Raw genomic sequence first — 23,518 nt, 5'->3', positions numbered from 1 at the left:
TCAGGATAAAACCCCATGTCAACAGACAATTTCATGGCAGAAAATCTTAATCAGGATGTCATTGATGCGGCAGCCCAATCCAGAGCTTGGCCGTTCGAGGAGGCACGCAAGATTGTCAAACGTTACGAAAAAAAAGGCTACCCTGATACTGTCATGTTCGAGACCGGTTACGGGCCGTCCGGTTTGCCGCATATCGGTACCTTCGGTGAAGTTGCGCGCACAACAATGGTACGCCACGCTTTTCACGTTTTAACGGAAAACAAAGTCAAAACCAAATTGTTATGTTTTTCCGACGATATGGACGGATTGCGCAAAGTGCCGGAAAATGTCCCCAATCGTGCATTGATGGAGACCTATGTTGGTAAACCTTTAACGCAGGTTCCCGACCCGTTTACGAAAGATTATCCCTCTTTCGGCGCCGCCAATAATGCGCGGCTTCGCGCTTTTCTTGACCGTTTCGGCTTCAATTACGAATTTGCCAGCGCGACCGATTATTATACTTCGGGACGTTTTGATGAAACGCTCCTCAAAATGCTTGCCAATTACGATAAGATCATGGCTGTCATTATTCCGACATTGGGTGAAGAGCGGCGTGCGACCTATTCGCCATTCTTGCCGATCTCTCCTGTTTCGGGAAAAGTTTTGCAGGTCCCGATGATCGCCCATGACGCGAAAAAAGGCACGATCACCTATATCGAGCCGGAGACCGGCGAAAAAATTGAAACCGAAATCACCGGTGGCAAGGTCAAATGCCAATGGAAAGCCGATTGGGCCATGCGCTGGACGGCTTTGGGCATCGATTATGAAATGGCTGGTAAAGATCTGATTGATTCTGTGGCTTTGTCTTCAAAAATTTGTCGTATTCTTGGCGGGACACCGCCGGAAGGCTTTAATTACGAGCTATTTCTGGATGACAAAGGACAGAAGATTTCAAAATCGAAGGGTAATGGCCTGACAATCGACGAGTGGCTTACTTATGCGCCCACTTCAAGCCTTGGCCTTTACATGTACCAGAAACCGAAAACTGCCAAGCGGCTTTATTTCGATGTGATACCGAAGGCCGTTGACGAATATTACAGTTTTCTTTCTGCCTATCCGAAGCAAAGCTGGAAAGACCGGCTGAACAATCCTGTCTGGCATATGCATAACGGCAACCCGCCGGAAGTGGATTTACCCGTACCCTTTGCCATGTTGCTCAATCTGGTCAGTGCATCCAATGCCGAGAATGCCGATGTCTTATGGGGCTTTATTTCGCGTTACGCCAAGGGTGCTACACCGGAAAACCAGCCTGAACTCGACAGCCTTGTCGGTTTTGCCATTCGCTATTTCAATGATTTCGTCAAACCGACCAAAAAATTCCGTGCACCGGATGCTGTCGAACGCGAAACTTTGGAAAAAATTGACCAAACCCTTGCACACTTGCCAGCAGATGCCGATGCCCACACAATCCAGAATGCACTGCTCGACATTGGCCGCGTGACAGAGCGTTATCAGGACCACAACAAAAAAAGCCCTGACGGGGGGCCCGGTGTTTCTGTTTCATTTTTCCAAATGCTTTATGAAGTTCTGATCGGTCAGGAACGGGGACCGCGTTTCGGTTCTTTCATTGCTCTTTATGGCATTGATGAAACGCGAGCCTTGATTGCTGACGCGCTCGCCGGAAAACTTGTCAACGAATAGATGGACACGGCAATCATCTTGAAAGGGGGCTTTTCACCCCTTTCAAGATGATTTTGAAACAATCCGGTACAATTCTTGAAGACAAGCTTTAAGCTTGCCGCCAATTTATTGAAAATTTTCAGATAGAGGGCACAAATTCCTCACTCTTTTTTAAAAAAAGAGGTAAAAGAAGCCGAATTTTATTATCGACCGGCCGGTTATCAAAACAAACAGGTCGTGCAGGTAACGAAGTAACAGGAGTGAGTTATGAACGAGGCACAAGAGGTCGCGCGGCGCCGCACATTTGCTATTATCGCGCACCCTGATGCCGGTAAGACAACCTTGACCGAAAAATTGTTATTATTCGGTGGTGCTATCCAGCTTGCAGGTGAAGTCAAGGCCAAGAAAGACCGTATCCAGACCCGTTCCGACTGGATGAAAATCGAACGCGAGCGCGGCATTTCGGTTGTCACCTCGGTTATGACATTCGAATATGAAGATCATATATTCAATCTGCTTGATACACCGGGGCACGAAGACTTTGCCGATGATACCTACCGTACACTGACGGCTGTCGATAGCGCTGTCATGGTTCTTGACGGAGCACGCGGTATTGAACCCAGAACATTGAAGCTTTTTGAAGTCTGTCGCATGCGCGACATTCCGATTGTGACGTTCGTTAACAAAATGGATCGGGAGGCACTCGACCCATTGGAGATATTGGACGAAATAGAAGACAAGCTTGCACTTGATACTGCACCGGTAACATGGCCAATCGGATCGGGCAAAAATTTTGCAGGAAGTTTTGACCTTCATAACAATCTTGTACGCCAGAAAGACGAAGAAAAAACTCCGCGCCCTGTCAGCGGGCCTGAAGAAGCAGCTCTATTGCTGCCCGAACATGATCGTGCGGCTTTTGTTGAAGGCGTTATTCTTGCGCGTGACGCATGTAAAAGATTTGACTTGAAATCGTTCCGTGAAGGCCAAATGACACCGGTCTATTTCGGTTCTGCTTTGAAGAATTATGGTGTGCGTGATCTTATCGACGCTCTTGTTGCCTATGGTCCAAGTCCGCGTGCACAAGTTGCCGATACTCGCATTGTCGAGGCGACAGAGCCGAAAATGACCGGTTTTGTTTTCAAAATACAAGCCAATATGGACCCTAATCACCGCGATCGCATTGCGTTTTTGCGCGTTTGTTCGGGAATTCTATCCCGCGGCATGAAAGCAAAACTCGTGCGTACCGGAAAACCCATGACTCTATCGGCACCGCAATTTTTCTTTGCCCGCTCCCGCCAGATTGCCGATGAAGCCTATGCCGGTGACGTTGTGGGAATCCCCAATCATGGAACGTTACGAATTGGCGATACGCTGACAGAAGGCGAAGACATTCTTTTCAAAGGCGTTCCGAATTTTGCTCCGGAAATTTTGCGCCGTGTCCGTCTCGGTGACCCGATGAAGGCAAAGAAGCTTAAAGAAGCTCTGCAACAAATGGCTGAAGAAGGCGTTGTTCAACTCTTTATGCCTGACGATGGTTCGCCGTCGATTGTCGGTGTTATCGGCGCTTTACAAATTGATGTTCTGACCGAGCGTCTCAAAGTGGAATATTCTCTTCCCGTCGGTTTTGAACCGGCACGCTTTACTGTATGCCGCTGGATTTCGGCTGATGACAAAGCCGATCTTAACAAATTCATAGCCACACATAGGGATGCTATTGCATCCGATCTTGATGGAGATCCGGTATTTCTCGCTGAAAATAATTTTTCGCTCAATTATGAAGCGGAACGAGCACCAAAAATCAAGTTTTATACAATCAAAGATTATCAGACACGAAACATCCAGACTGCATAAAAGGAATTTTCCGGCTGTTTTTCAATCCGGTACTCCGGATTGTTGTACCATGAGAGACATTATCATCCGGTGACATAAACAAGTTATATAACGCTCTTCTCCGGTTTCCGGCCTGTTCAAATATCAAAAACAGGCTAAAAACCGGATTCAGTCGAGATAAGCACAGAATCGCTCTTGAATTCCGGCAATCGGTGTTAATTGCAATTGCGCATCTCTTTTATAAATTCTTCATAATTTATATCCAGAAAATCAAGAAGCGTCATAAGCCGTGAAACGGCAATGCGATCCGATCCTTTTTCATATTTTTGAATTTGCTGTGGTGTAATACCTGCAACAGCCGCCAGCTCCATTTGTGTTACGCCATTTTTTTTACGAAAATGCCGCAGTATTCCACCAATCTTCTGGTCACTTCGTGTTTCATTCCGCTTCAATGTTTGAACGTCTTCAGAGGAAATGTTACCGCCATTTTCCATATGATTCATCATTAACCCATCCCAATAAAAATATACCTTTGATCGATTGTCGCGGTTCATCGCGAAAATATGCAAAGCCCATTTTCTATTGATATTTCATCAAAAACGCCGCCTTGAATAACCGCCCCCCCAAGATTGACCGTTACCGTCCTTTCTGGGTTAAACAGAAAAAGTCTGTCGTTTCCCTGGACAGATCTATCGTCATGGCAGAATAACGCCAATCTAGCAAGTAGGACATATTCTAAAATTGAGAAATATTACATTTTTTTGCAATATGTATCAAATATGCTTGATCCAATCATGATGATTGCAACAATTCTAAAAAATCGGTACCGGATTTATATCACCTGTTTATCAAAGAAAAACTTACAAAACGGACTATACAGAGTTTTATATCAAGTTGAATTTCAATCAGGTCGGGAAACCGTTAAACCGGAATTTCAAGTGTTATTATTGATAGCTATTCCCGACAATTACACTTTGAAAAAACAGTTTTTCTCTACGTTTTGTCTCACTGGATAAATTCTATCGGCTATTTTCTGGAACTTCGACTTTCCGGAAAGTTTCCGCTTATGCATGAAAAATTACGCACCGGACGCCGGATTGAAAATTGATAAACCGAACAAATAAAAACGACGCCATTCAAGAATAGCGTCGTTTAAAAATATAAAATATCGAAAAATTAGCGGATACCGTCTTTGATCCAGTCTGACAAACGGCTTTTGGGAGCAGCACCCACCATATTGGAGACGATTTCACCATTATTGAACAATAATAATGTCGGTATGGAACGGACACCGAATTGCGTTGCAAGTTCGGGATTTTCGTCAATATTGATTTTTGCAACTTTGACCTTACCCTGTAACTCGGTAGCAATTTCTTCAAGCGAGGGCGCTATCATTTTACATGGACCGCACCATTCTGCCCAGAAGTCTACAACAACAGGTTCTGCCGACTTTAGCACGTCATTTTCAAAATTGCTTGTATCGACTTTTACAGTGCTCATTGATCTTTCCTTTGTGATTCCAATTTGTCTAAATTTGGCGTGCCAGACCGATTCCGTCAAGAGCAAGCTTTTTCAACCATTATTCCGCGGATAAATTACTTTTTTCTTTATTCATCAAGAAATCAAGTTTTTTGCCGTCGAGTTCAAAAACTTTCGGCCCGTCACTATAGATCAGCAATGTTCTGACGGTCTTATTCGGGTGAATGCTCATCAATAATGTTCGGTAAAGCGCCATTTGCAACATGTAGCTGTCAGGAATTTGCTGCTCGCGTTTGGGTGCACGACCGGTTTTGAAATCGCCCAGAACAATTGTGTCTACGCCATCGTTCAGGCGGTCTATTTGGCCGGAAACGACGTATTTCTTGCCCCTTATTGTGACAGTTCCCATCAAAGTCACTTCGGCACGCGCTTCTTTGGTAAACAAAGGGCGCAGTGCTTCACTATCCATGACCTTGAAGGTCTGTTCAAAAGCATCCTTTCTTTGTTCCTCGCTCCATTCAGGTGCGGCTTTTTCAAGATAGGCACGGGCTAACCTTTGCCTGTCTTCCTCCTTTATTTGCGGCAAATACTGCAAAAGCCGGTGAATGATTGTCCCCCGTTCGATAGCAAATGAAGAATTTGCCGGTTTTTCTCCCAGAACCGGTGAAATCGTAACATTATTTTTTGCCGCCGGTGCATTCTCGTCAATATCGAGTGAAGCACCTGAAGGGGTAAGCGGCTTAGGCAAATCGGTTTCCGGCTCCATGCGGCTATGGAAATAGGAAGGAAGCGGAAAAGCGGGAACCGCTCTTTCTTCTTTAGCGGTTTTTGTGTCGACACTTGCACGTTTGTCATCCACGCAATAACGCCACGCCTTGATGTCGGGTGAAGGGCCGGCAATTTCTTCAGAAACCGGTATCAACGCTTCGCTGACAAGTTCACTCCATGTGCCGCCAACAACATTCTTTCCCCTATAACCACAAATAATAAGGCGGTCTTCTGCGCGTGTCATACCAACATAAAGAAGACGCCTATATTCTTCCTCGGCTTTTAATTTTAACGTATTGATATAATTGTCACCGAATGATGTTTTGAACTCCTTGGCGGGCTGCCACAAAAAGCTCTTCTTGCCATGACTGTCAATTTCGATGAATTTCGGTTCATGTTGTGCATTCCAGATACGCGAACCGGAATCGACCAGAAAGACAATGGCACTTTCAAGCCCCTTTGCCGCATGAACAGTCATAATGCGGACTTCTTCACGGTTCTGGTCGAGTTCACGTTTGATTTCCGGATCGGAAAGCTTGATTGTTTCCAGAAAAGCCTGCAACCCCGGCAAACCGGTTTTCTGGATAGATAAGGTATAATCCATGAACGCATCAAGGACATCGCTTGCTTCCGAACCCAATCGCGCGAGAATTTTTGCCCGCCCCTGATCTTCGCTTAATATATGACTATAAAATTCATAGACAGGCGTTTTATCGGCAAGGTTTCTATATTTTTTGAGTAAAGCCAGAACCGTTGCAAATTCCAGCTTCTCTTCACTATGGGCCTCAAGGCTACTAAACAGGCTTCCTTCGCGGTTTATAGCAATCCGATAAAGATCATCTTCATCAAGTCCGAAAAGCGGGCTTTTCAAAACAGATGCGAGAGAAAGGTCATCCTGCGGTTGCAGAACAAATCGGGCAAGCGCCGTTAAATCACGCACCGCAATATGGCTTGCCAGACGCAAGCGGTCGGCACCGGCAACCGGAACATTGCGGTTTTTCAATGCGCGCGCCAAAGCCGGAACAAACTGGTCGCGTTTTCTCACCAGCACCATAATATCACTGGCTTTGACTTCTCTTCCCTGACCAGGAAGCACTTCATGATGATGAAGCCAATGGCTGATCGTCGTTGCTATCTCTTCGGCAAGGCGAACAGCCGGTGCGTGAAGCTGGTCGACAGGTTTGCGCCAATCTTCCGGTTCTTCTACATCTATTGGCGCAATATTGTCCCAGATCACCACTTCACCGGGGTCATTGCGACGAACCGGCTCATGCACGGTTTTGATATTTTCGGCTGAAAGACCTTTATAATTTTCCGGTTTTTCAAATACCCGATCAACACTTTTTAAAACATCGGCTGTCGAACGGAAGGAATAATTCAAACGTATGTGGCCGAAAGATTTGCCAACGGCTTCGGCTTTTCTTTCGATAATGCGACCATTCGTTGCGAAATCTTCCGGCACTGCCCCTTGGAAAGAATAGATCGACTGTTTTTCATCACCAACAGCAAAGACAGTGCGGTTGACCTCTCTTTGTCCTTCCCCGACAAAAAATTCCTGTGCAAGAAGCTGGATTATCTGCCACTGGGAAGGGCTTGTATCCTGTGCTTCGTCAACCAGAATATGGTCAATGCCCCGATCCAGTTTATATTGTACCCATTGGCCCGCACCATCGCGTTTTAACAGATTAAGCGCCCGCTCGATCAAATCATCAAAATCAAGCAAACCTTCTGCTTTCTTCAAACTTTCATAACGCGCCAAAAGCCGGTAACAGAGCTGAAAGGCAGCCAAATTGAGCGGTACCAGTCGTACACGTCGCAATTTGTCGAGATAGAGAACGAGCTTTTCCTGACGCATTAACAAATCGTCTTCGAGCCATGGCAAAGCTGCAAGAAGTTTTTTTGACGCCAGATTGCTTATTTTGCGCGGATTTCCACTGGTAAAATAGGCAAGTTCGATAAATTTTATGCTCTCGCTATTATCCGCTTTTTCTACAAGCTCCAATTTTTCAACGAAATTCTGGCTGTAAGAGTGGCCGAGACTTTTGAATGCTTTAATAGTCTCCTCCGAATGACGCGCCGTTTTACGGATTTCATCAGTGAGATTTTCTTCCGTATCATCCGGAGATATTTGTAATGCTTTTTCCAGAATATGCTTGCCATCCGGTCCACTCACACGAGCGAGAAACGGAGTTAAAGCCTGCCGTTTTTCGATTGCTTCGTCTAACAGCGTAAAAAGTCCGCTTTCGCCCACAGTTTTCAAAACCAGCATCAAAGCGTCATGAAGAGAACCATTTTTTTGCAAATAAGCTTTTTCAAGCAGGTCACGACGCGCATTTTTTAAAAACTCGTCACGTTTGAGGTCGTCCATCATCTCGAAATGGCCGGCAATATTGGCTTCCAAAGGAAATTGGTGAAGGAGACCTTCACAAAAGGCATGGATAGTCTGGATTTTTAACCCGCCCGGTGTTTCAAGAGCGCGGGCAAAAAGTCTGCGCGCTTCATCAAGCCTTTTTGAATCGGGTTTTCTGCCCTCAAGTGCGACCAACACCTCTGTCAATTCGTCATCATCAAGCTCTGTCCAACCGGAAAGAGTCTGGAAAATGCGCGTTTGCATGACAGCAGCGGCTGCTTTGGTATAAGTGAGGCATAAAATCCTCGCCGGTTCGGTACCATTCAATAAAAGTCTGATAACCCGAAAAGTCAAAACATGCGTTTTGCCGGAACCGGCATTGGCAGACACCCACGCACTGCTTTGCGGATTTGAAGCAGCCGTCTGATTTTTTATGGCATCTTCTGGAATTTCACGTTTGGTCATTCTTCACCTGCCGTGTCAGAACCGGCTGACCATTCGAGAACCCGCGCCAAATGGTCATAATCACCTTCATAGGTGGTCAAAGGTGGCATTGCTCGCGACAAATAGCCATGGGCGGGATTTTGATAATATTCCACCAGTTCACCCAATCTTGCCCATGCTTCTTCGGAAAGTTCGATTGCGGTTTTTTTGGCAGATAAAGAGATGCGCTCTTCTTTTACTTCTCCATGGGCACTTAAACGGATATAGGCAAGTTCGGACGGTTTGATATTTTTAAGCGGAACAAAAGCATTGCGCGACAAAAGAGCTGCTTCCAACGCCAATTGCGGTGCCATAAGTGTTGCCGCCTGTTTCACGGAAGGAGTCGAGCCGGTTTTGAAATCAAGAATTTCGGCAAAATGCCCATTCATCACATCAATGCGGTCGGCACGTCCTGAAAGGGTTGCACCCTCCGGCACAATATGAACCGGACGAGCCGAAATTTCGACACATCTCTCACGCGGAGAAAGTCCTTTTTCCCACGAGATAATTGATGGCGCAAGAATTTCAAAACGTGGCCACCAAATAGCTTCAACATCAAGTGGAAGCTGCATCCGGTCAAATTCGGCACGCGCAATTTCAAGAAATTTTTGCAGTGCATCCGGTTTTTCCGGATCAATTTTCAGCAATGAAAAGCCCGCAACAATTGCATGATAAAGCGTGCCACGCTCGGCAACTGACGGGTCGTGGATAAGGTCGTCAAGCGGCTTCAGGCGCAAAACCTTTTTGGCATAGATTGCATAAGGGTCGCGGCGTAATGTTTCGATTTCGGTAACAGAAAAATGTTTCGGACGTTGTTTCAATGGCGGGGTGGGGCATGGGCGCGCAATAAAATCGACATTTTTGCGACGATCGAGTTCCCGCGCCCAGTGGACAAAAACTCCGCCATGAGTGCGCATATCGGCACTCGCTTTAGCGCCCACAACTGTTTCCAGTCTTTGTAACCAGCGTGACGGCACAGAAGGGGCATTATCAACTCTCAATGCCCTGCTCATAATGACTTTATCCATGCCCATAGCCATCTGGAAATCATGAGCAGCCAAACCGATCCGGCGCTCCGGAGGGTCAAGTGTCAATGTCATTTTCATCGGCCGCGACATGAACGGGTCATTGCGAGCTGTCGCCGGCCACGAGCCTTCATTCAAGCCACCAATGACCATTGTATCAACCGTTTGCAAACGCGATTCCAGTGCACCCCAGATAAAAAGACGGGGATGACCACCGGCAGAGGGGCTAACCGAGCGTGCAGCCATCAAAGCTTCAAGAATGGCCGGCCATTCGGAAATGTCGAACGTGAGGCCGGATTGATCGGCAACAAGATCACGCAGCAAAGATATAATGGCTTTTCCCGCCTCTCCTGCATAAAGCGCGTGAAACGAGCCTTGCTCGTTTGCCCCGAAATTTTCCAAAACTTCAGTCGTGGCACGGGCAACCTCGTTCACCGACAGCGATTCACTTTCTGCCATCAATGTTACCAATGGCTGAACAGCTTTCACCAGTGAAGACGCAAGATTTCTTGCTTCCTCGATCATATCGGTATCAATATCGTTCATCCCGTTTTCATCTGTTGTGAGAGCAAGAAGACGCTCTTCAACAAACTGCTCACAGGTTGCAATATTGATTCTTCCAGTTCCCCCCCTTAATGCAAAAAGCTCGAAACGTTCGGCAATTTTTCGTAAAACCCCCCGTTCATATCCAAGCGATGTCAATGGGTGTTTGAGAAGAGACAGGAAAGCCACCGGATCGCCGGGTTGAAACAAAGTTTGTAAAATAAGCCGCAACAAAGTTGCCGGTAGAACTTCGCTTAGAGGAACGCCACCGGAATCATTGGCTTCAATGCCAAAACGTTTGAGTTCGGCAACAACACGGCGGGCAAGATTTCTGTCCCCTGTCACAAGTGCGGCCGTCTTCTTTTTGTCTTCGATCGCCTGCCTTAGCGCAACCGCGACCGCCAAAGCCTCTTCACGTTCATTGGCAGCCTCGATCAAAGAGACATCGGCAAAAATTTCATCAAAACCATTGCGTTTCAATTGTGACCATGTGTCGGTGGTCACAGCCGGTCGCAATGCTTCGGATAAAATTGCCGCGCGTTTTTTCTTGTTTTCCGAAGGCGCCCCGATCTCGTCAACGACATTTCTCGTTAGTTTCATGCGGTCGAACAATTTTTTGAAACTATATTGCGGATGGCCGAAAATGGAGGGGTCGTCGCGGGTTTCATCAAGCGCCGCCCATTGGGCATCATCCATGGCAAGGTCGAGGCCTGGCAAAACAACAGCACCATTTTCCAATCCGCTTACCACTTTCAGCAAATCGGCAATGGCCGGAATCGAGCCATTGGAACCGGCCACAATAACAGGATCACGCGGTTTGTTACGCAAAAGCCTTTCAGTTTCCGCACGAATGGCCTTATTGCGCCATTCTGCCGGATTTATTTTCTGCCGCTCGGCAAGAATACCAGGCCAGGTTTTTGTTACAATTTCCAGAAAATCAAGTGTCACCTGCCACCATTCGGCGACCATATCGGGGGCAATATCTTCAAGTTTTGCCCAATCGGCGGACTCTGTCTCGACCTCGTCCATCAGACGGGCGAGATCTTCGGCAAGCCAGATCGCATCGGCTGTATTGGCCGGTATGATAATATCTTCGCTGCCGAAGAGAGAGCGCACATGGGCAGGCAAATTCTCCCGCCATGGACGGATGAGACGCGCCAATAACAAGAGCCGCTCGACATCGCCAATTTTCGGATTGAGCGACAAAGCTGCCGCTCCATTATCAAGGAAAAAAGCCGTATCTTCATCAACATCGCCCAAAGGGCGAATTGTGGGCAGGAAGCTTGAATGTGTCTTGCTCATTTCCACAAAGCAGGAGCGCAGCGTACGCGCGGCACGCCGTGTCGGAACATAGATAAGAGTATCTGCCAAAGCTTTCTGGATATTGCCGCCTTTGCCGAAATCTTTAATCAGGCGTCCCGAAAGAAGTGCATCAACAAAAGTTGGCAAAAACGGCGCACCGCTCGAAATCGAAAACAGCTTCGGCTTGTCTTTCACGCTATTTCCCCCCTTTGGCGCATCAGTTCCTCAACCTTGCTAATCATTGCAATTGTCCCGACAGTATACCAATTGCCATCCAATGGAAAACCATAAAGGCGACCACGCGCAATGGCCTCGTCAAAATAGAGGTTGAGCGATTGCGGTTCGATTTTTGCAAATGCAAATATTTTCGGATTTACAATAAGTGCACCACCATAAATAACCGCTTCCGGTGCATTTGCGGGTGCGCGAACAAGTTTTTGCCCTTCACCAATCAGGAAATCGCCTTTTTCCGGCCCTGCTGCCTGCGTGCGTTTGACCGTCATAAGCAGCATATCCATTCTATCAGGGTCAAAACGATTTGCCATTGCTTCAAGAGTTGGTGTGCCATGGTCGACCCAGAATGTATCGGCGTTAAGAACAAAAAACGGATTTTCTCCCAAAAGCGGCAAAGCTTTCACCACGCCTCCGGCCGAATCGAGAAGTTCCGCACGCTCATCCGAAATGGTTACATGCGGTTTTTTACGGCTTTCGACATGACTTTCGATGGAATCGGCAAGATAATGGACATTAACCACCGCTTCCTCGACACCGGCTTTTTCAAGGGCGTCGAGAGCGCGGTTCAAAAGACTTCGACCGGCAATTTTTACCAGTGGTTTCGGTGTTTTGAAAGTCAATGGCCGCATGCGGGTGCCAAGCCCCGCAGCAAGCACCATAGCATGTGTTATTTTCATTTTTTCACTCTTCAACCAGTTTCGAGGCAATATAGAATTGACGCAATGATGAAAGAGCCGGATGTTCAAGATTGCGTTTCAAATAATCGCGGCAGTGCGGCAAATGTTTCAAATAAGCGGGCTTGCCATCACGCTTGTCAAGACGAACAAAAATACCGAGAATTTTGGAAACGCGTTGCGCACCGGCAATAGCATAGATGAGTTTGAACTGTTCTTCATCAAAGATACGAGCACCCTTTTTGCGTTCATCGCAATAGGCTTTGATGATACGCTCCTCAAGCGGGCGGCTAATAGCAACACGCGCATCTTGGGCGAGTGATACAACATCATAGGCTGTCGGGCCAATTTGCCCATCCTGAAAATCAATGAGGCCTATTTTTTTCAAACCCTGTTCATTCTGCCGCCAGATAATATTGGGCGAATGATAATCGCGCATAACAAAACTTTGTTCTGCCTTTTCAAAAATTTCAAAAAACGGCTCCCATAGCCGATAAAATTCTTGCTTCAGAGGCTGATTTATCTCTGTTCCGGTAAGGTACGGGAAATACCAATCAAGAAGAAGGGAAACTTCTGCCCTTAAGACACCCCGATCATAAGCCGGTATATCAAGTGTCAGATCATCGAATTTTTGATGTTTGGGCCACACTTTTTGGTGAAATGAAGAAAGCAATTTTCCCGATTCGATATAGCGGTTTTCAATTGGTTTCCGTTCTTCATCAAGCACGCCGTCCCGCCCAAGATCGTCGGTAATGAGCAAACCGTTTTTTAAATCTTGCGCTAGAATTTCTGGTGCTACAAAACCATTTTTCAAAATCAGCCGGTCAATGCCGACAAACTGGCTGACCGATGTCGCAAGATGGGCTATTTCCCCGTAAGACTGGCCATTTTGTTCGGGCATTTCCATTGCCGGTGCATTCATCAATATCTCATGACAGTCCTTGCCATAAATAATTTCGTAGGAACGCGCCGAAGCATCACCGGTAAAATAGCGACGTTTGAAATTTCCCCGTTGATTCGATCTCAAAAACGCTCTTATTTCCAGCGAACGTTCGAGCCTTTCGGCAGCACGGCCTTCCGCCTCAATCGTTATTTTTCGACCATTTCCCTGATGCTCAAGAAAAATGACAAAATCTGCTTTTCCCAATTCTCCTTCGGCTTTTTCCGGCCATTCGACAAGAACAACTCCGGCCTCTCGCGCCTCTTCAAAGCCAAGCTCGTCAATTTCTTCCGGTTCGTTAATGCGATAAAGATCGGCATGGGTGAGGTTGAATTTTGGCAAATCATAAACTTGAACAAGCGTGAAGGTAGGACTTGGAACATCCATCTCTTCATTATCGGCAAGGGTGCGAACAACAGAACGGGAAAGCGATGTTTTCCCTGTTCCGAGATCCCCTTCAAGCGTAACAAGATTACCCTTTTCAAGAGCTAGTGCAAAATCCTCGCCAAAGCGTTCGGTTGCTTTTTCATTTTCAAGAAATAAACTGAAAATCATTCTGTTTCCTCTGATTGAAGCAACGTTGCGGGCGAACGACGTTTGGCTGGAAAACGGCAAAAAACGGTTGTTCCTTTTGCATTTCCGGTTTCTATCGCGACACTGCCACCATGAAGCTCGACAAAGCTTTTGACAATCGAAAGACCAAGCCCTGCTCCGGCACGTGAACCATGATGGGCATGGGATGAAAACCGCTTGAAAACAGTATCAAGAATTTCTTCCGGAATTCCTGCTCCGTCATCGTGAACAGAAAAAACAATGTCATTTCCATCCTTTTTGGCAGAAAAGGTAATAACACTATTGTCGGGAGCAAAATTGGCGGCATTGCTCAATACATTGACAAAAATCTGGCGTAGCCTTGCCTGATCTGCCGGAATCGTCGTGAGGCCATCTTCAATTTTTTCTTCAATTTGTACCGGACGAGTACCAAGACGCTCTTTTGTGCGTTCTGTTGCGAAAGCCATTGAAGCGGCAATATCGACATCTTTAATATCAAGTTCCATAATGCCGGCATCAAGTTTTGCGAGGTCGAGAATATCATTGACAATGTCGAGAAGCGCACCCGATTCGGAAGCGATATGTTCGAGATATTCTTGCTGGCGGGAGTTGAGCGGTCCGAATAACTGGTTCTGTAAAATATCCGAAAAGCCGATAATATTGGTAAGGGGGGTGCGCAATTCATAAGACACATGACGAACAAATTCGCTGCGCAATGCGTCGGCACTGCGCAATGCATCATTCTTTTCTTGCAATGCACGGGTGATATTGACCGTATCTGTTACATTGACAAAGGTCATCATGGTCTGTGCATTTGGCAAGGGCACCAACGCATAATCGAGAATAACACCACTTGTTAAATCCATACGCCCCGAAATGGCATCCCGATTTTCACTAAAACCGGTGATAAATGCACCGAATGTATCCCATGCATTGCTCGTTGTCTTTTGCGCGCATTCAGCCTGAAGTTTTGAAATATGCGTTCCTTCAACTGTCAATTCGGCGGGTAAAGACCATAATTTGGCCAATGCCGGATTGGAAAGGCGCACACGCCCGTCCGGACCGAACAAGGCGACACCTTCGGAAAGATGGTCCAGCGTTTCGCCTTGCATTTCAATGAGGCTGTTATAACGCCGTTCAAGATCTATTTTTTCAGTAAGATTTTCAAAAAGCCATGTCACGCCACCTTGCGGATGAGGACTTGCCAAAACCCTGAGCGTGCGACCATCCGGCAAATTCCAGATTTGCTGGCTTGGCTCACCCGAACGATAGGCGGAAAAAAGCTCTTCCTTCCAACCCCTCCAATCGGGCTTTTCAGCAATAATGCCTTCTTCCCGCAAACGATCAAGAAGCAGGGTATGACTGGGTTCGCTTTCCAGAAAAACCGTATCCAACGGCCAGAGCGTTGCGAAAGCCTGATTGGCAAATTTCAATTTTTGGTCGGGACCAAAAATGGCAACGGCCGTTGAAATCTGGTCAAGCGTTTCGGAATGTCCACGCGCCATGCGCTTCATTTCTTCCGACATTTCTTCCATGGCGCTAATATCATGAGCAAAGGTCGCTACACCATCATCGGACGTCACTTGTGTGACTTCTAGGAGCCTGCGATCCCCTTCGACAATGGCATAGGCAGGCCCCTTGAAAAGCGGTTTATTTTCAAGGAGTTTCTTACGTGTCGCCTCATTAAACAATGAAGCTTCCTCAGCTTTTTCGGGATCGTAACCGCTGGCCTTCTCAAATGCACGATTGGCATAAATAATTCTTTTATCGTTATTGACGAGCCAGACAGGTTCATCGAGCGCTTCAAGAAGAACATTACGCATTGCAAGCATCGTCTTCGTAAAAGCGGCATCCTTTTCAAGCCTGGCAAGCTGTTCCTGTTGACCGGAAAGATCCTGAAAACGTAAAACCGCAGCAGTTCCTGCAATAAGACCGGTTGCTTCAACCAGTGTTTTTTGTTTCGTTGTCAAATAAAGAGTAAACGGCTGTGCCTCCTGCCGCAAACGGTTCAAGGCATCATCTAAAGCGCGCAGTTCGTTTTCATCAAGCCATTGGCCGAACCTTAATATGTCCTGAGAATTTATCCCCGCTTTATCAAGTGCAACCATATGGCCGATTATTTTCGGGTGAGCAACCGGCGTTTTCCAGATAACCGCACATTGTCCGCTATGTGTAAGCAAGAATTCATAATTATCAATTTCTTGCAAATAGTCGGTTTTGCCGTTTTTCTCGTCATTGGGCTTTTCAGAAGAAAGCCGGATAAAAATGCCGAGGCAGATAATGACTGCGGTAACAATAATTCCACCGAAAACAACCATTTGAAGGCTTGAACTGCCAAAATCGGAAAGTGCGTCGAAACCGGCAGCGTGACTTGCAACAGACATTGCCGGAAAACAGAATAAAGCAGCCAAAGCCGGCGAAATCCCCGCTAATAATTTGCTCTTATATCCACCTTTTGCCTGCAAAGTTGATTTCTCGATCATATCTAGCCGAATCAGCCTTAACCATACATGTCTATGCTTTTCAGGTGAAGTATCTTCAAAAAACAAAGGCCGGGCATTTTTGCCCGACCTTTAAAATCAATATAGATGAACGACGTTCTGCAATAGCTATTTTAGTAGCGATAACGATCGGGCTTGAACGGACCTTCAACCGAAACGCCGATATAGGCTGCCTGCTCTTCCGAGAGTGTTGTCAGTTTGACGCCAAGACGATCAAGATGCAAACGGGCAACTTTCTCATCAAGATGTTTCGGCAGAACATAGACCTGATTTTTATAATTCTCGCCACGTGTGAACAATTCGATCTGGGCCAATGTCTGGTTGGTGAAAGACGCCGACATAACGAAAGAAGGATGGCCTGTTGCATTGCCAAGATTAAGCAGACGCCCTTCCGAAAGAAGGATAATGCGTTTTCCATCCGGAAATGTAATCATGTCGACTTGCGGCTTGATATTTGTCCATTTCAGGTTTTTCAGTGAAGCAACCTGAATTTCATTATCAAAATGCCCGATATTGCCGATGATGCACATATCCTTGACTGCGCGCATATGTTCAAGGCGAACAATGTCACGGTTTCCTGTTGCCGTGATGATAATGTCGGCGGTCGGAGCGGCATCTTCAAGTGTTACAACTTCATAGCCGTCCATAGCTGCCTGCAAGGCGCAAATCGGATCAACTTCGGTGACTTTGACGCGTGCACCCGCACCAGAAAGGGACGCTGCACAGCCTTTGCCAACATCGCCATAGCCGCAAACAATAGCAACTTTGCCAGCCATCATCACGTCGGTACCACGGCGGATACCGTCAACCAGCGATTCTTTACAGCCATAACGGTTGTCGAATTTGGATTTTGTCACGCTGTCATTAACGTTGATTGCCGGGAACGGAAGGAGACCCTGTTCTTGCAAATGGTAAAGACGATGAACACCTGTCGTTGTCTCTTCGGTCACACCTTTGATGGCATCACGTTGACGGGTGAAGAAACCGGGCGTTTCTTTCATGCGTTTCTTGATTTGGGCAAAGAAGATTTCCTCTTCTTCTGATTCCGGCTTTGAAAGCACATCCTCGCCATCTTCGGCGCGGGCGCCGGTCAGGATATAAGCTGTTGCATCGCCGCCATCATCAAGAATCATATTTGAAGGCTTGCCATCCGGCCATTGGAAAATAGCATCGGTATAGCTCCAATATTGTTCAAGTGTTTCGCCCTTGACCGCAAAAACAGGTGTACCACCTGCGGCAATTGCTGCGGCAGCATGATCCTGCGTTGAAAAAATATTGCATGAAGCCCAGCGCAAATCTGCACCGATCATTTTTAAAGTTTCAATAAGAACGGCTGTCTGGATTGTCATGTGCAGCGAACCGGAAATGCGGGCGCCACGCAACGGTTGAGAGGAGCCGAATTCCTCGCGGCAGGCCATTAGACCCGGCATTTCAGTTTCGGCAATATCGAGTTCTCTGCGACCATAGTCGGCAAGGCCGATATCCTTGATAATATATTCTTTGGCAGCCATTATGCACTCCTTGAAGATTTTTAGCTTCGGGTGATTTAGCAGATGTCGAAACGCAGCGCAACCGCGATATAAAGATTGCTTTATATCACTAGTCAAAAATACCCATACGTTTTATAATTCATTCAAAGTGCTTTAAATATATTACATGTTTATCAAATAAAAATAATATTAATTCGTTATTTTCAGTAAATTATAATAACACTTATATCATTAATATATATTATCTATGATGTTTATTTACATATCGAATTTATGAAACAGGATATTTAATTAACGATCATGTTTTTTATAAACGAGTTATCAAATTGAATAGCGATAAAAATCAGGATACATAATAAAATTGAATAAACCGATGAAATACTCGAAATTTTATCGTTCCGATTTTACTTTTTCTTAAAAAACAGGTTTTCGCCCTTCATCGGAAGTTCATCAAAGCGACCTTTCAATGCTTTACGCACCACCGCTTCCGAATTCGGTTTGAAGCGATCATGTGTTTCAATAATAACGAGACCAACTTTATCAATCCAGTCTTCATAATTTTTCTCGAAAAGCTCGTATTCAGCGCCTTCTATATCGACTTTCAATATATCAATAAAATCCATATCATATTGTTTCATGATGGTAGGAATACTGATTGCCTTAACAGAAAGCGCGGAATTGTCCTTTGAAGCCTCGGTGCGATACCCCCAGGCTCCCAGAGACGCGTGATCGTCATCTTCTTCAACCAATGAAACTTCGCCATCTGTGGGCCAGATTGCAGCTTGCAAAAGAGAAACAGATTTGGAAAACTTTTCGAGATTTTTCTCCATAATCGAAAAGTTGACAGCATCGGGTTCAACCGCAACGATGCGCGCATCCGGAAATTTCTTTATGAAAAAAAACACGGAGAGGCCAATATTGGCTCCCAAATCGATAATCGTTTTTGCAGTCTCGGGAAGATTTAAACTGTCATATTCGTTATCCACGAATATCTGCTTGAACACACGAATATCCGAATCGTCGATTCGAAGCGATAAATCGGCTCCTTCAAACTCCATATTTAATACAATATGGCGGGCACGTTCATCTTTAATAAGGTTTTTTATAATCTCCACTCTGTCATCATTGATGACATATTCTTTTTTATTTACATCATTATCAAGAGACGATATTTTATTGAATATTTTATCAAGTTTTTGATTTATATCAGTTTCAGCATAATCTATTTCACCAGCTACGCCCGTTAATTTTTTGCTCAGAACACCATTATTTTCCAAAATCGAAACAATAATATCATCAGCTTTTTTTCTGTCAGTTTTACTTTCAGTTTGAATTTGATTTATTACTTCCTGTTCCAATTTTCTATCCAACGATTTTATCCTGGATAATATTTGGTTTATTTTTAAATAGCGCCGTAATCCCATAAGATGTCCTTGAATCAAAAGCTTTAAAATAGATAAGAAACGAATAAATTTACGTTATAGATTTTTACAGCAAAAAACGCAAATTGGATATTCTCGAAAATTTGGTCGCTTCCCAGAACGGAGCCCGATTAATTAATTTAATATTATTAAATATATATAAAACGATTTATGGTAATTTTATATTTTGTGTTATAAATTTTTTAACTTTTTATATATTGTAACATATTAATAATAACTTATTTAATAACAATATTAAACTATTACTAATAATAATATGATTGTTAAATTAAATATAAAAATTTATATTTTCTATAAATGCAAAATAAAGATTTATATAAAAAATATATTTACACATGGCAGAAATGTTCGATCGAATGTTACATTGATGACTCATGTCACATTGATAGAAGGTGTACTCTGGCGTTTCATATATTCGTGGTTTTACGTAAGAAATAGGAACGGAGCAAAGTGTCCCTCTCCCTTTATCAAGATACATAAATTTTTCATAATAACGTTTCTGCAACTATAACGCGCTACCCGCTTCACGACGGGCAATGACAGCACCTGTGACATTTCCGATTTCCGGAAATTTTTTCAGAGCTTAAAGCGGAATATTGATATCCGTTTTGTCAGTGAATACAAAATCATCGTCGCACAAAAGTGCGAATTTGGTTTTTACGGCCTTTATACACTCATTGCGTGCATAGACGACACCACAATCAAAAAGCAATCGAAGACATTGGACTTTATTTTTTCGTAAAAAGACGCCAGTTTTTTTGACCTCGACTTTGATCCCCAATAATAATTTTAATATATTTTTAACCTTTTTTAATCGGATTAATAAAATACACGACAAAAACTGATAGTTATATTTTAAAATAAATAATTAAAAATATCTATAACATCAAAAATACTTAAAATTTGCATAATTTCTTTTCCATACATCGCTATTCAATTCGTCTTTGTCTGGTTATAGAAATTTGTGTCGACAGATTATTTACCATTTTATATTTGATAAAACGAAAAATTCACTAGTATTTTTGACGATTGCCGATTCGATATAAATTTTATATTATTGTATATTGGTAAGCAATCAACTGGTGATTGGACATGAGATGGATAATTTTGGTTTCATAACAAAATACTACTTAGGGTTGCAGACTTAATCGTAATTGTTTAGAAGTATTTCACGATAACTGATGTTAATGATTCGTAAGCGTTTCGGCACGGCGATGGGAATAAACCAATAATATATAGCATGACAGATGATGGACTCTAATTTTTGCTACATTTACGCCAATATGTTTACATATGATGTTTATTCGAGATAACAGCTCTGATAACGCATATCTTCTTGCGCGGCACTTAAGGAATTAATAAGAAAAATGGTAAAAGTTTCTGTCATAGTACCGGTTTTCAATGTTGAAAATTTCATTGAAAAAACACTTGCGTCAATTTGTAATCAGACTTTTTCCGATTTGGAAATTATCTTAATTGATGACGGAAGTAAGGATCGGTCTGGTGAAATTTGTGACCGATATGCTAAAAAAGATTCACGCATCCGCGTTTTTCATCAAAAAAATCAAGGCATAACAAAAACCAGAAATACCGGCATTAGACTGGCAACGGGAGATTATCTCTGTTTTGTGGATTCTGATGATTGGATTTCTGAAAAATTTATAGACGTCCTTGTTGCTGCAAGCGACAGAAACAACGCCGATATTGCTTTTACCAATCATTCAATTGTCCATCATGACAAGTGTTCCTATAGAGAAGACTATCACCAATCTCTTTACACTGAACCTGTTGAAAAAAACGAACTGTTATGCCAGATATTTTTTCCCGCAGTTCATGGGAAAATCTACAGACGTTCTTCGTTGATGAACCGTGAAATCTCATTTCTTGAGCAGAAAGGTTATAACGGATTTGCCGAAGACATTCTTTTCAATTTCGAGGCGCTAAACGGAGCCGAAAAGTTGGTTTTTGTTCCCGATGAATATTATTTTTACAATCGCGATAATCCGAATTCGGTTTGTGCTCTTCCTGCCAAACAGAAAGCCAACAATGATGACCGGATGACCGTATTGGCAAAAATTTTTGCGATCGCATCCAAACTGCCTTATCGCCTTGATATATCCCCGACATTGAAAAAAATTGCCGAACAACATATTAGATGGGGAAAAGAAGATATGGCTCGCAAATTTATAAAATCGCCATTTGTTGGCTTGAACGAATCCGAGAAAAACTATCTTTTGGAAATAGCTGCTGACATATCGGGTCAAAAAACCAACTTCGCCAAACGTATAATCAATTTTTTCCGTCGATAAGTAAGGTTCATGATGAAAAAAACATCACAATTGCCCAAGCGTCTTTTTTACGTCTGGTTTGGTGATGATATGCCGGCCGATGTCCATGCCTGTATCCAGACCTGGAAACTTGCCATGCCCGATTATGAGATCATCAAAATCGGTGAAGAAAAATCCGAGTGGTTTGATTTTAAAGCAACACTTGAACAATGCCAATGGTTGAAAGCCGTATATGACCGCAAATTATGGGCCTATGTCTCGGATTATGTGCGTCTCAAAGTTTTGCATGATTATGGTGGCATTTATCTTGACACCGATGTCACTGCGTCAAAAAGTTTCGATCCCCTGTTATCTGCGTCCCTTTTTGTGGGGTTTCAATCTCCTACAGAAGTAAATGGTGCCATTATAGGAGGTGTGAAACACCACCCTTTTCTAAAATCTATGCTTGATTATTACGAAAAGAACGAGATCTTCAAGGGACCGCGGCATCTGTTACCAGAGATAATGACATATATCCTGAAGAGGGATTATAACTTTGCTCCATTCGATAGTCGTCGCGTTTCCAAAATAACCCGATTATTGGATATAATCATATACCCGGAAGAAACATTTTACCCGTTCCGCTACGGCGAAAAATTCAGCGACAATTGCCTTACAAAAAATAATTTCAGTATTCATTGGTGGAAAGCGAGTTGGCGTAATGAAGAAGATATGGAATGGCTGAAAACCGGGCGCCTGACTTATTTGGAGAAGCTGAAGCAGGGAAATCTTCCTCCACAAGAAAACATTCCCCAACAAGTGACATCATCCTGTCCCAAATGGTTATATCGCGTTAAAAGGAAAAGTTTTGGTGTGAAATATTATATCTTCGGCTTGCCTCTTATTGTCGTGAGAAAACCACGCCACAGAGAATATGTTTATCTTTTTAATACAATTCCTCTTTACGGCAAATAAGAATGGCTCCAGCTATATCAGTTATTATACCGGTTTATAACGTTGCTCCATGGTTGCGTGAATGCCTTGACAGCGTTGTCTCACAGTCCTTCACAGACTTGGAAATTATTATTGTTGACGACGGCAGTACTGATGAAAGTCCTCAGATCATTGCCGAATATGCATCCCGCGATAAAAGAATTACCGCTATCCGGAAGCAAAATGGTGGTTTGGGTGCGGCAAGAAACACAGCAATCCCGTTAGCAACAGGTGATTACATTGCTTTTCTTGACTCGGACGACAAAATTCGTCGGGATGCATATGAAAAGCTGTATGAACCGGCAAAAAAATACGATTGCGATATTGTATATTGTCAAACAGCCTATCTTGATGACCAAACCGGCAATATCACCGAGGAAGACAACCAGACCGCACTTCCATTGTTCAAAAAGTTCAGAGGAACACATCATTCCTTTTCTCTTGAGGATATCGAGCCTGAAAAAATCTTTTCCTATGATTCATTTGTTGTCGCATGGAACAAGATCACCAAACGCTCACTCATCGAAAAAATAAACGCACGTTTTCCTGAAGGTCTTATTTTCGAGGATATGCCGTTTTATTTCAACACGCTATTGAACGCGAAAACGCTTTCTGTGGTCTGGGAACGATTGATATATTATCGTATCAACCGGAAAAATTCGATTATGAATGCCAGCAACAGACAAGGTGAGATTGTCGAGATTTTGCAGACAATTGCGCGTGAATTGCAAGCGACAAAATCCCGCACAGGATATGATTACAAAAACGCATTGAGCCCCTTTGCCTATCAGGAACTCTGTTACAAATTCAAACAGATCGACAGGAATAAACTTGGAAAACAGATTCTCGATCAAATCTTGACGGTTGACGACAGAAAACGCTTTGAACAGGAAATGCTTCGTAAAACATCATTTGTTTCAAAATTGATGTCGAAACTGTCAAGGCACAAAAAGTAGGAACTTGCCACTCAAGGCCGACATTCGCGC

Annotated in this window: 14 protein-coding genes; 5 read left to right on the top strand and 9 right to left on the bottom strand. The window is 44.1% G+C overall.

All coding sequences use genetic code 11. The features are described 5' to 3' along the window. The first annotated feature begins 15 nt into the window (after nt 1-15). Entirely contained in the window at nt 16-1,680 is a 1,665-nt protein-coding gene (locus BBC0122_RS00730) for a lysine--tRNA ligase (RefSeq protein WP_077990399.1), read from the top strand. Between the two features lie 246 nt (nt 1,681-1,926). Then, complete coding sequence (locus tag BBC0122_RS00725; protein ID WP_077990398.1) at nt 1,927-3,510, top strand: peptide chain release factor 3; 1,584 nt, start codon at nt 1,927-1,929, stop codon at nt 3,508-3,510. A gap of 194 nt (nt 3,511-3,704) precedes the next feature. On the opposite strand, the gene BBC0122_RS00720 is transcribed toward BBC0122_RS00725, so the two are convergent. The 9 genes from BBC0122_RS00720 to BBC0122_RS00680 form a co-directional block, all read right to left on the bottom strand. Then, nucleotides 3,705-3,995, bottom strand: a complete 291-nt coding sequence (locus BBC0122_RS00720; protein WP_188318057.1) for a helix-turn-helix domain-containing protein — start codon at nt 3,993-3,995, stop codon at nt 3,705-3,707. A 670-nt stretch (nt 3,996-4,665) separates the two neighbouring features. Next, on the bottom strand, nt 4,666-4,989 hold the full coding sequence (trxA, locus tag BBC0122_RS00715; RefSeq protein WP_077990394.1) for a thioredoxin: 324 nt from the start codon (nt 4,987-4,989) through the stop codon (nt 4,666-4,668). 79 nt (nt 4,990-5,068) lie between these two features. Continuing rightward, complete coding sequence (gene addA, locus BBC0122_RS00710) at nt 5,069-8,551, bottom strand: double-strand break repair helicase AddA (protein ID WP_077990392.1); 3,483 nt, start codon at nt 8,549-8,551, stop codon at nt 5,069-5,071. Continuing rightward, nucleotides 8,548-11,634: a double-strand break repair protein AddB gene (addB, locus tag BBC0122_RS00705; RefSeq protein WP_077990391.1), complete on the bottom strand. Its 3,087-nt coding sequence runs from the start codon at nt 11,632-11,634 to the stop codon at nt 8,548-8,550. The genes addA and addB overlap by 4 nt, the downstream gene beginning before the upstream one ends. Beyond that, nucleotides 11,631-12,350 carry a nucleotidyltransferase family protein gene (locus BBC0122_RS00700; RefSeq protein WP_077990390.1) on the bottom strand — a complete coding sequence of 240 codons (720 nt, stop codon included), beginning with the start codon at nt 12,348-12,350 and terminating at the stop codon, nt 11,631-11,633. The genes addB and BBC0122_RS00700 overlap by 4 nt, the downstream gene beginning before the upstream one ends. A gap of 4 nt (nt 12,351-12,354) precedes the next feature. Next, the gene (gene tsaE, locus BBC0122_RS00695; protein ID WP_077990389.1) at nt 12,355-13,842 is read right to left on the bottom strand and encodes a tRNA (adenosine(37)-N6)-threonylcarbamoyltransferase complex ATPase subunit type 1 TsaE; all 1,488 of its coding nucleotides are present in this window, start codon (nt 13,840-13,842) and stop codon (nt 12,355-12,357) included. Further along, on the bottom strand, nt 13,839-16,322 hold the full coding sequence (locus BBC0122_RS00690) for a sensor histidine kinase (RefSeq protein WP_077990387.1): 2,484 nt from the start codon (nt 16,320-16,322) through the stop codon (nt 13,839-13,841). Before BBC0122_RS00690 ends, tsaE begins: the two co-directional genes overlap by 4 nt. A 131-nt stretch (nt 16,323-16,453) precedes the next feature. Next, the gene (ahcY, locus tag BBC0122_RS00685; protein ID WP_077990386.1) at nt 16,454-17,851 is read right to left on the bottom strand and encodes an adenosylhomocysteinase; all 1,398 of its coding nucleotides are present in this window, start codon (nt 17,849-17,851) and stop codon (nt 16,454-16,456) included. Between the two features lie 383 nt (nt 17,852-18,234). Continuing rightward, complete coding sequence (locus BBC0122_RS00680) at nt 18,235-19,200, bottom strand: FkbM family methyltransferase (RefSeq protein WP_188318056.1); 966 nt, start codon at nt 19,198-19,200, stop codon at nt 18,235-18,237. A 1,439-nt stretch (nt 19,201-20,639) separates the two neighbouring features. Here BBC0122_RS00680 and BBC0122_RS00670 point away from each other — a divergent pair. Genes BBC0122_RS00670 through BBC0122_RS00660 form a run of 3 tightly spaced genes read left to right on the top strand, consistent with a single transcriptional unit; the run spans nt 20,640 to nt 23,488 of the window. Next, nucleotides 20,640-21,581 (top strand): glycosyltransferase family 2 protein, encoded by a 942-nt coding sequence (locus tag BBC0122_RS00670; RefSeq protein ID WP_077990379.1) that lies wholly within the window; start codon nt 20,640-20,642, stop codon nt 21,579-21,581. A 9-nt stretch (nt 21,582-21,590) separates the two neighbouring features. Then, entirely contained in the window at nt 21,591-22,514 is a 924-nt protein-coding gene (locus tag BBC0122_RS00665; RefSeq protein WP_077990377.1) for a glycosyltransferase, read from the top strand. Nucleotides 22,515-22,516: 2 nt separating this feature from the next. Beyond that, a complete protein-coding gene (locus BBC0122_RS00660; protein ID WP_077990375.1) occupies nt 22,517-23,488 on the top strand; it encodes a glycosyltransferase in 972 nt (323 codons plus the stop codon). Nucleotides 23,489-23,518 lie beyond the last annotated feature (30 nt).

It is taken from the genome of Ditibartonella choladocola (genome assembly GCF_002007565.1).
GTDB classification, from domain to species: Bacteria; Pseudomonadota; Alphaproteobacteria; order Rhizobiales; family Rhizobiaceae; genus Bartonella; species Bartonella choladocola.
Note: the sequence above shows the minus strand (reverse complement) of the source record. Positions and strands in the feature narration are given on the sequence as shown.

What these genes read in the sequence shown, in the direction of transcription:
- BBC0122_RS00670 (WP_077990379.1), top strand. Translation starts at nt 20,640, where the DNA reads ATGGTAAAAGTTTCTGTCATAGTACCGGTTTTCAATGTTGAAAATTTC.
- BBC0122_RS00725 (WP_077990398.1), top strand. Translation starts at nt 1,927, where the DNA reads ATGAACGAGGCACAAGAGGTCGCGCGGCGCCGCACATTTGCTATTATC.
- BBC0122_RS00730 (WP_077990399.1), top strand. Translation starts at nt 16, where the DNA reads ATGTCAACAGACAATTTCATGGCAGAAAATCTTAATCAGGATGTCATT.
- BBC0122_RS00690 (WP_077990387.1), bottom strand. Translation starts at nt 16,322, where the DNA reads ATGATCGAGAAATCAACTTTGCAGGCAAAAGGTGGATATAAGAGCAAA.
- ahcY (WP_077990386.1), bottom strand. Translation starts at nt 17,851, where the DNA reads ATGGCTGCCAAAGAATATATTATCAAGGATATCGGCCTTGCCGACTAT.
- BBC0122_RS00700 (WP_077990390.1), bottom strand. Translation starts at nt 12,350, where the DNA reads ATGAAAATAACACATGCTATGGTGCTTGCTGCGGGGCTTGGCACCCGC.
- trxA (WP_077990394.1), bottom strand. Translation starts at nt 4,989, where the DNA reads ATGAGCACTGTAAAAGTCGATACAAGCAATTTTGAAAATGACGTGCTA.
- BBC0122_RS00665 (WP_077990377.1), top strand. Translation starts at nt 21,591, where the DNA reads ATGATGAAAAAAACATCACAATTGCCCAAGCGTCTTTTTTACGTCTGG.
- addA (WP_077990392.1), bottom strand. Translation starts at nt 8,551, where the DNA reads ATGACCAAACGTGAAATTCCAGAAGATGCCATAAAAAATCAGACGGCT.
- BBC0122_RS00720 (WP_188318057.1), bottom strand. Translation starts at nt 3,995, where the DNA reads ATGATGAATCATATGGAAAATGGCGGTAACATTTCCTCTGAAGACGTT.
- tsaE (WP_077990389.1), bottom strand. Translation starts at nt 13,842, where the DNA reads ATGATTTTCAGTTTATTTCTTGAAAATGAAAAAGCAACCGAACGCTTT.
- BBC0122_RS00660 (WP_077990375.1), top strand. Translation starts at nt 22,517, where the DNA reads ATGGCTCCAGCTATATCAGTTATTATACCGGTTTATAACGTTGCTCCA.